This is a genomic window from Frankia sp. CcCS3, from assembly GCF_977927575.1.
Window position 1 is genome coordinate 3850 of the sequence record NZ_CDWRCL010000195.1, and the last position, 4107, is coordinate 7956.

Sequence of the window (4107 nt, forward strand, 5' to 3'; positions counted from 1 at the left end):
CCCCTGCCTGGAAGTCGGCCGCCGCTCCGGCACGGCGTATCTACCGTTGGGCCTCGGCGCTCACCCGCTGGCAGCGGGGGGCATGTTCCAGCCGGTACCGCTGCGGCCTGCTCCGACGCTGCCGACCTGGCCGGACGGACCACACGCACCTGCCCGGGTGTCACAGGTCGCCTCGTAGCCACGCCTGATAGTCGACTTCCCACGCCTGGAGGTCGACGGCCGGCACGGCCAGCGTTGCCACCCAGTGTGTCAGCAACGCGGCGGACTATCCGTCGAGCACAGCACCACCTCGGCAGGCTGTCTCGCCTCCGGCGACGGGTCGCTCATACGGTGACCGCTCGGGCACCCAGCAGGGCCTTGAGATCCCCGAGTAGCGAACTACTCGCCTGCACCTGGAGTTCGAGCAGGAGCAGATGCGTGTTCTGCGGGCCTTCGAGACGCAGGTGCACCGGAGTTGTCCCGGGATGAGTCGTCAGGACGAGTTTGAGGTCATCGACCAGCGGTGGTGTGATCTTGTGTGACGGCAGAGTGATGACGACAGGCGGCCCGTTCACGTGCGTCGCGACATCGACCACCGTCAGGTCCTGGGCGAACAGCGAGACCGACCCCTCCCGCTCGTTGATCCTGCCCCGCACCGAGATGACCGCGTCGGTCACGAGCGCGTACGAATGGACCTCGTAGGACTGGGGGAAGAACAGCACCTCGACGGAGGCGTCGAGATCCTCGACGGTCACGATCGCCCACGCCTTGGCGGTGTTCTTGTTGATCCGCCGGTCGATCTTGCTGATGATGCCGGCGATCTGTACGGTCGTCCCGTCGTTGGCCTCGGCGAGGTCGACGATCCGGGTGTCGCGGTGGCGATCCAGCGCCCGCTCGGCACCCTCCAGCGGATGCGAGGACACGTACAGGCCGAGCATGTCGCGTTCCTGAGCCAGCAGCTCCTTTTTCGGCCATTCGGGGCCGGACAGGTCCAGGTCGAGTCCTAGCGCCGGGCTCTCCTCCTCTCCGGCGCCCCCGTCGCCGAACAGGTCGAACTGGCCGATGGCCTCGGCCCGCTTCGTGATGATCACCGCGTCGATCGCGTTCTCGTGCACATTGACCAGCACACGGCGGTGATGGCCCAGCGAGTCGAACGCCCCCGCCTTGATCAGCGAGTCGATGGTGCGCTTGTTGCACACCCCGATGTCGACCTTCTGCAGGAAGTCAGCGAACGACTCATACGCGCCCTTCCTCCGCCGGGCCGCGACTATCGAGGCGACGACGTTCTCCCCAACATTACGGACGGCCCCCAGGCCGAAACGGATCGAGTCACCGACCGCACCGAACCGCAGATCCGACTCGTTGACGTCGGGGGGCAGGACCTGGATACCCATCCGGCGGGTCTCGGCCAGGTACACCGCCATCTTGTCCTTGTCGTCACCGACGGACGTCAGCAGCGCCGCCATGAACTCGGCCGGGTAGTTGGCCTTGAGGTAGGCCGTCCAGAACGACACGACGCCGTACCCGGCGGTGTGGGACTTGTTGAACCCGTAGCCGGAGAATGGGACGAGCACGTCCCACAGCGCCTGGACCGCCGTGTCGGTGTAGCCCTTCTCCCTCATCCCGGCGGAGAAGCGAGCGAACTCCTTGTCCAGGATCTCCTTCTTCTTCTTGCCCATCGCGCGGCGCAGCAGGTCGGCGCCGCCGAGGCTGTAGCCGGCCAGCTCCCGGGCGATGGCCATGACCTGCTCCTGGTAGACCACCAGGTGGTAGGTCTCGCCGAGGATGGGCTCCAGCGCCTCGGCGAGCTCGGGGTGGATCGGGAGGATCTCCTTGCGGCCGTTCTTGCGGTCGGCGTACTCGATGTGGCTGTTGGCCGCCATCGGGCCGGGCCGGTAGAGCGCGAGCACGGCGGCGATGTCGCCGAACTTCGTCGGTGCCATCAGGCGCAGCAGGTTACGCATCGGTCCGCCGTCGAGCTGGAACACCCCGAGCGTGTCGCCGCGGGCGAGCAACTCGAAGGCCTTCGTGTCCTCCAGGGGGAGGGTGGACAGGTCGATGTCGACGTTGCGGTTACGCTTGACGGCCTCGATCGCGTCACCGATGACGGTGAGGTTCCGCAGGCCGAGGCAGTCCATCTTGAGCAGGCCCATCTCCTCGCACTGAGGAAACGGGAACCCGGTGATGATCGCGCCGTCATTGTCGCGGCGATGGATCGGCAGGACATCCAGCAGCGGCTCCGAGCACAGGATGACCCCGGCGGCGTGGACACCAGTGCCGCGGGTGAGCCCCTCCAGCCCCCGCGCGGTGTCGATGACCTTCCGAACCTTGGTGTCGGTCTCGTACTGGGCCCGGACCTCGGCGGCCTCACCGTACCGCTCATGGTTCGGGTCGAAGATCCCGGCCAGCGGGATGCCCTGGCCCATCACATCCGGCGGCATCGCCTTTGAGATCTTGTCGCCGAGGACGTAGTCGTAACCCAGCACCCGGCACGAGTCCTTGATCGCGGCCTTGGCCTTGATGGTGCCGAAGGTGTTGATCTGCGCGACGCGGTCCTCGCCGTACTGCTCGGTGATGTAGCGGATCACCTCACCGCGTCGACGTTCGTCGAAGTCCAGGTCGATATCCGGCGGGCTGATCCGCTCCGGGTTGAGGAACCGCTCGAAGATCAGCGCGTGCTCGATCGGGTTCAGCTCGGTGATACCCAGGATATAGGCGATCATCGACCCGGTCGCCGATCCACGCCCCGGACCCAGCCCGATGCCCCGATCTCTCGCGAACTTGCAAATGTCGGCGACGACCAGGAAGTAAGCCGGGAAACCCATCTTGTCGATCACGCCGACCTCGTAGTCGACGCGCTCGACCACATCGGCGGGCACGCCCGCAGGGAAGCGCCACGTCAGTCCGCGGTCGATTTCCTTGCGCAGCCAGGACAGCTGCGTCTCACCCTCGGGGACAGGGTAGCGCGGCATCCGGTCCACAAACTTGAAAACATCGTCGTAGGACTCGACGCGCTCGGCGATAAGCAGAGAGCTGTCGCAGGCCCCGGGGACCTCACTGTCCCACAGGTTGCGCATTTCCTCCGGAGACTTGAGGTAATATCCCGATCCGTCGAATTTGAAACGGGTCGGATCGTCGAGTTTTTTACCGGTGCCGACGCACAGCAGCACCTCGTGGCTTCCCGCCTGATCCTGGGTCACATAGTGCGAGTCGTTCGTGGCCAGCGGGCGAAGCCCCAGCTTGTCGCCGATGTCGAGCAGCCCCTGGCGGACGCTGCGCTCGATCGGCAAACCGTGATCCATCAACTCCAGGAAGAAGTTGTCCGCGCCGAAGACCTCCTGGTAGGTGGCCGCCGCGGTGAGCGCCTTGTCGAACTGGCCCAGACGAAGCCTAGTCTGCACCTCACCCGACGGGCAGCCCGTCGTCGCGATGATCCCTTCGGAGTACTGGGAGACCAGCTCGTGGTCCATCCGCGGCTTGCGGTAGTAGCCCTCGATCGACGCGATCGACGACAGCCGGAACAGGTTGCGCAGCCCGGCCCCGTTGGCCGCGAGCATCGTCATGTGGGTGTAGGCGCCGCTACCGGACACGTCACCACCCTCACCCGCAGGGTCGACGTCGCGCTGCGAACGCTCACCCCACAGGACAGGCCGCTTGTGATGGCGCGACTCGGGCGCCAGGTACGCCTCAATCCCGATGATCGGCTTGACACCTGCGGACTTCGCGCCCTGATAAAATTCGTAGGCGCCGAACATGTTACCGTGGTCGGTCATCCCGACGGCCGGCATCCCCAGCTTCGCCGCTTCCTTGAAAAGCAAGCCCGTTTTCGCCGCACCGTCCAGCATCGAATACTCAGTGTGCACGTGGAGGTGAACAAAAGAATCCGCCGGCATCCCAGTCCCCTCTCGCCCGCAACGGCCCGCCGGTCGAAGTCTAGCCCCGCCACTCAGAGCCACCAGAGAGGCACGCGGCGCAACAGTCCCTAAGTGTGTTGATCCCTCAAAGATAATTCGTTGAGATCAACGGCGGATTCGTCAGCACTCCCGAGGAAGCAGCGACGCGATCAGGCAAGCTCTGCGCCGTGACCAACCACGTGCCGCGCGAGCGCGCCTCCTCGCTGTCCGCTGG

At 65.6% G+C, this 4107-nt stretch carries 1 protein-coding gene; it reads right to left on the bottom strand.

The window, feature by feature from the left end; translation table 11 throughout:
* Positions 1 to 323: 323 nt before the first annotated feature.
* Complete coding sequence (gene dnaE, locus AC08OQ_RS15385; protein ID WP_476601725.1) at positions 324 to 3872, bottom strand: DNA polymerase III subunit alpha; 3549 nt, start codon at positions 3870 to 3872, stop codon at positions 324 to 326.
* Positions 3873 to 4107: the final 235 nt, after the last annotated feature.

Bases quoted from the DNA above. Each gene is read 5' to 3' on its own strand.
- dnaE (WP_476601725.1), bottom strand. From the start codon at position 3,872: ATGCCGGCGGATTCTTTTGTTCACCTCCACGTGCACACTGAGTATTCG.